We start from the raw sequence: 4,595 nt of genomic DNA on the forward strand, positions 1-4,595 counted from the left end.
GTCCTTGCAGCAGTCGCTGGAGCTGCTGCTCAGGCTGAGCACGGCGGTCCTGGCCGGGGTCACGACCGGCTGCAGGTTCTGGAGCTTGAGAACGCTCACGGGGATCAACTCCTCAGTGGTCCGTGGGAAGTGCGGGAACGACGGGCGGCGGGCGGAGATGCACCCGGACCTCCGCGTGGTCCGCCCGTCGGGTCAGTCCTTGACGGGCGGCTTGGTCGGCTCCTTGCAGCAGTCGCTGGCGCTGCTGGTCAGGCTGCACACGCCGGCCGCGGTCGGCGTCAGCCGCGGCTTGAGGTTCTGGAGCTTGAGTACGCTCATCCGGATCACCTCCCCCCGATGATCGGGAGCGCGCACGAGGGCGCTCATGAGGTGGACGGGAGCTACCGGGGCCCGTGCGGGGAAAGGCTGAACCCCGCACGGGCCCCGCCGCGTCAGTCCTTGACGGGCGGCTTGGTCGGCTCCTTGCAGCAGTCGCTGCCGCTGCTGCTCAGGCTGAGCACGGCGGTCTTGGCCGGGGTCATGACCGGCTGCAGGTTCTGGAGCTTGAGCACGCTCATCCGGATCAACTCCTCTGGGGTCGAGAGCGCGAGGACGCGCTCGTTGAGCTGGGACGGGTTACCGGCCGATCGGCATGGCCCAGTCAACAGCAGCCGCAGAGCAGGTACATGCGGGATCGATCCCCATGTTTTCCCGTGCACTCCCCCATGTTTTCGCCCCCCGCGGACGGGCCGGCGGGGCGGGCCCGTCCGGAGGGGGGCGGGTCAGGCCTCGCCGAGCTCCGCGGCCAGCCGGTGGAGCGCCGCGCGGTCCGGCAGACCGGTCTTGCGGAGCAGGCTCGCGAGGTGCTTCTCCACCGTGCGGGGCGAGATGACGAGCCGGCGGGCGATCTCCTGGTTGCCGACCCGCTCGGCCATCTGCCCGAACACCTCGTACTCACGGATCGTCACGCCCTGGGCGCGCAGACCGGCCGGGATCCGGTCCCGGCCGGCACGGCGCTGCGCGACGCTGGCGCCGGTGCGGCGCAGCAGGCTCCGGCAGGCGCCCGCCACCGCGGGGACGTCCAGGTCGTGGAAGTAGTCCTCGGCGGCGCGCAGCCAGGCCACCGGATCGCCCCAGCCGTCCTCCAGCGCGGCCTCCGCGACCAGGCGCAGGGCGAGCCGGCCGCCCGTCGGGAAGACCTCCTCGTGGGCCCGCAGGGCCGTCACGGCCCGGACGGCCTCGTCCGCCCTGCCCTCGCGGCCCAGCAGGACGGCGTCGGCCGCCAGCAGGAACTGCCGGTTCCAGGCGAGGGCGGCCGCCGGCGCGACCGACACGGCGGCGAACCCGGCCCGGTCGGTCCGCCCCGCGAGGACGTCGAGCAGCGGACGCAGGCCGTACCGTCCGGCCAGGTAGAAGACGTTCGGGTGGTCGCGTTCCCAGTCCGCGGCGGCGGCCAACTCGGCCTCGGCCTGCGTCCGGTCCTCCTCCAGGAGGGCGCAGACCGCCCGGCACAGGCCGAGCATCACCGGTACCAGGAAGGACCGGCCGCCGCCCGCCTGGTCGAAGGCCTGGAGGGTGGTCTCCATCTCGCGGCGGCGGCCCTGGTGGGCGGCCTGGGTGGCCGCGGTCAGCAGCAGGTAGCGGTGGGTGGCGAGGTTGCGCATCCGCGCGGTGACGTCGAGGCAGCGGTCGATGATCTCCCGGGCGCGTTCCGGATCGCCGGTGAGCACCGCGTACATGGCCAGCAGCCCCTCGGTGCGCTGGGCGCGCGTGATGGAGCCGAGCTCCTGCGCCGCCGTCAGCGCCTCCTCCAGCGTCCGGGCGTCGCCGTTGCGCATGAAGGAGTTGGCGCCGAGGCGGATCAGGGCCTCGAACCGCCAGTTGGGCAGGGCGTGGGCCTCGGAGACCTCGAGCATCCGGGCCAGGTATCCGTCGGCCTCGTCGAAGCCGCGCTCGCGCGCCAGCATGGCGAGCAACTGCCAGGCCTGGCAGGCCAGTACCGGCTGCTCGGCCCGCTGGGCGTACTCGGCCGCCGTCAGCGCCCCCCACTCGGCGTCCGCCAGGTGCTCCTCCTGTCCCGGGAGCAGGGCCAGGTGGCCCCGGACCACCGCGAGGGCGGCGGTGTGGGCGGGCGCGCCGCGGTCGCCGAGGAGGGCCTGCGCCGCCGCCAGCTGTTCGGCGCCCTCGCCGCTGCGCTCGCCCATCAGCGCCGCCCAGGCCAGGCGGGTGTGCAGGACGATCCTGCGGTCGGTGTCCAGTGCGGCGGCGCCGGCGGTCGGGAGGGCGCCCAGCAGCTCCAGGGCGCGGTCCAGCCGGCCGGCTTCGGCGAGGGCGTTCACCAGGGCCTCGGTGATGTCGGCGCGGTCGGCGGGGGCGGCGAGCTGGTGCCCGCGTTCCAGCAGCCGGACGGCCACGCCCGAGGTTCCGCCGGCCAGGGCCTGGCGTCCGGCCTCGGCGTACAGCCGGGCGGCGGCTCCGTCGTCCCCGGCGGTCTCCAGCAGGCGGGCGGCGAGGTGACATCGGTCGTCGGCGGGGTCGGGTGCGGGCTGCGGCGTCTGCTGGAGCGTGGTGGCGGCCCGTCTCGCGACCGCGGCGCGTTCCACGGCGGGGACGCCGGCCAGCAGCGCCTCGCCGATCAGGGCGTGGCGGAACGCGTAGCCGTCCGGCACGGTGCGGTCGGGGACGACGAGTTCCGCCTCCACCAGTGCTCTCAACTCGGCGAACATCCGGCGGTCGTCGTGCCCGGTGATCAACTGGACGGTGCCGGCCGAGAACCGGGGGCCGAGCAGCGCCGCCAGCACGACGAGCTCCCGCGCCGGCGGGTCCAGCCGCCCGGCCCGGCCCGCGTAGGTGCGCACCACGCTGGCCGGGACGGTCGCGGCGAGGTCTCCCGCCACCCGCCAGCCCGCCCCGTCCCGGCGCAGCGAGCCGTTGCCGGCCATCTCGGCCAGCAGCTCCTCCACCAGGTACGGGTTCCCGCCGCCGACCTCCGCCAGCCGGTCGGCCACTTCGGCCGGCACCCCGTCGGCCGGCACGCCGAGGCAGCCGGCGGCGAGGTCCCGTACGTCCGGCTCACCGAGCGGCCCGAGCGCGAACACGGACGCCGCCCGGCGCCGCTCGGCGGCCTGGAGCAGGTCGAACGCGGCCCCGGCCTCCGGCCGCAGCGTGGACAGCAGCAGCACCGGCAGGCCCGCGACGTTGTCCACCAGGTACTCCACCACGGCCAGCGTCTCGGAGTCCGCGTCGTGCAGGTCCTCCAGCACCAGCACGCAGCCCGCGTCCCGGCCGAGCACGGCGAGCAGGCGCAGAAGCGCCTCGGCGAGCTCGATCACGCAGTCCGGCTGGCCGAGGGCGTCGGCCGTCCGCCACTCGGGGACCACCCGGGCCAGTGCCGGCCGGTACGGCACCAGCTCCGGGTCCTGCGGCGGGCCGGTCCGGCGCAGGCCGGAGCCCAGCGCCTCCATCAGCGGACGGAAGGGCGTACCGGCCCCGCTCGGGCTGCCCCGGCCGCGCAGCACCGGCAGGCCCAGGTCGGCGGCCTGCCGGGCGCACTCCTCGGCCAGCCGGGACTTGCCGATCCCGGCCTCCCCGGAGACGAACACCGCGTGTCCGGAATTTTCCTGAAGGGTCCTCAGTATCCGTTCGAGCAGCGCGCTTTCGTTCTTCCGCCCGACGAGGGCCGGTGACCTGGTAAGCATGGCCGCAGGCTAATCGAGCTGATCATGATCCGGAAGGGCGTCGGACGGGCGCCGCCGGGGTGGCGGGGTGAGGTGCCCTCGGGACGCCGCCCTGGCGTCCCGAGGGAGTCCCGAGGAGCTCTCGGGGTACGGTCACACGTCCTCGCCGGCGTACCGGCAGGTCCAGGTCATGGTCTCCCACGGGTCGTGCGACAACGCCAGGGCTTCGCCGCCCGACAGGGCGTTCGCCCGCCGGGCGAGGGCTCCGGTGGTCCACAGCCTGATCTCGCCGACCGGGTGTGCATCGGTGCCCTCCTCCAGCTGCTGCGGCGACTCCGGCACGGGGATCACGTCGAGGGTCTGCATGGGTTGTCTGATCCTTTCTCGAGCGTCAGGGCCTTGGCGCCGCTGACGCACACTCAGGGGGTCGGCGCCAGCAACAGGGCCGACGGCGTCCGGTCGGCGAAGCCGAGCCGCAGCAGTCCGTGGCCGATGCCCGCCAGACCGGTCAGCAGCCCGGGCACGACCAGGCCGGCCGGGGTTCCGCAGCGCGGGCCGTGCCGGTCGAGCGCGGCCAGCAGGCGGTGCGTCCGGTGGTTCCGGGCTTCCAGCGCGACGGGGTCGGTGCGGTGGGCGAGCGCCTCGAGGGCGCCCAGCTCGCCGTGGCAGAGGCTGTGATCGGTCGGCGTCCGGAAGCCGGCCCCGGCGGGGCGGGCCCTGACCTCCGCCGGCTCCGGGTCGTCCGCCGGCCGCGGGCCGTCCGCCGCCATCGGCCGGCCGGCGATCGCCAGCGCGAGGCCGGCCGGGCCGCGGCACCAGGAGTCGCGGGCGGGAGGCCCGTCGGTGGGCAGCCCTTCGGCGGCCGGCTTCTCGGTGGACAGCGTTTCGGTGGACAGCGTTTCGGTGGGCAGCTTCTCGGTGGTCGGCCTATCGGTGGAC

At 75.2% G+C, this 4,595-nt stretch carries 6 protein-coding genes; all 6 read right to left on the reverse strand.

Going from position 1 to position 4,595, the window contains the following annotated elements:
* Positions 1-99 (reverse strand): class III lanthipeptide (locus ACFC1F_RS42695; RefSeq protein WP_376167149.1); only part of this gene is annotated, 99 nt, incomplete at its 3' end.
* A gap of 93 nt (positions 100-192) precedes the next feature.
* Positions 193-318, reverse strand: coding sequence for a class III lanthipeptide (locus ACFC1F_RS42700; protein WP_209410801.1), 126 nt, complete (start codon positions 316-318; stop codon positions 193-195).
* 113 nt (positions 319-431) lie between these two features.
* The gene (locus tag ACFC1F_RS42705; RefSeq protein WP_194235744.1) at positions 432-557 is read right to left on the reverse strand and encodes a class III lanthipeptide; all 126 of its coding nucleotides are present in this window, start codon (positions 555-557) and stop codon (positions 432-434) included.
* Positions 558-761: 204 nt separating this feature from the next.
* On the reverse strand, positions 762-3,677 hold the full coding sequence (locus tag ACFC1F_RS42710; RefSeq protein ID WP_376167145.1) for an AAA family ATPase: 2,916 nt from the start codon (positions 3,675-3,677) through the stop codon (positions 762-764).
* Between the two features lie 132 nt (positions 3,678-3,809).
* On the reverse strand, positions 3,810-4,022 hold the full coding sequence (locus ACFC1F_RS42715) for a hypothetical protein (protein WP_209410803.1): 213 nt from the start codon (positions 4,020-4,022) through the stop codon (positions 3,810-3,812).
* A gap of 53 nt (positions 4,023-4,075) precedes the next feature.
* Positions 4,076-4,595 (reverse strand): lanthionine synthetase LanC family protein (locus ACFC1F_RS42720; RefSeq protein ID WP_376167147.1); only part of this gene is annotated, 520 nt, incomplete at its 5' end.

The organism is Kitasatospora sp. NPDC056181, from assembly GCF_042266225.1.
In the GTDB taxonomy this organism is placed as follows: Bacteria; Actinomycetota; Actinomycetes; order Streptomycetales; family Streptomycetaceae; genus Kitasatospora.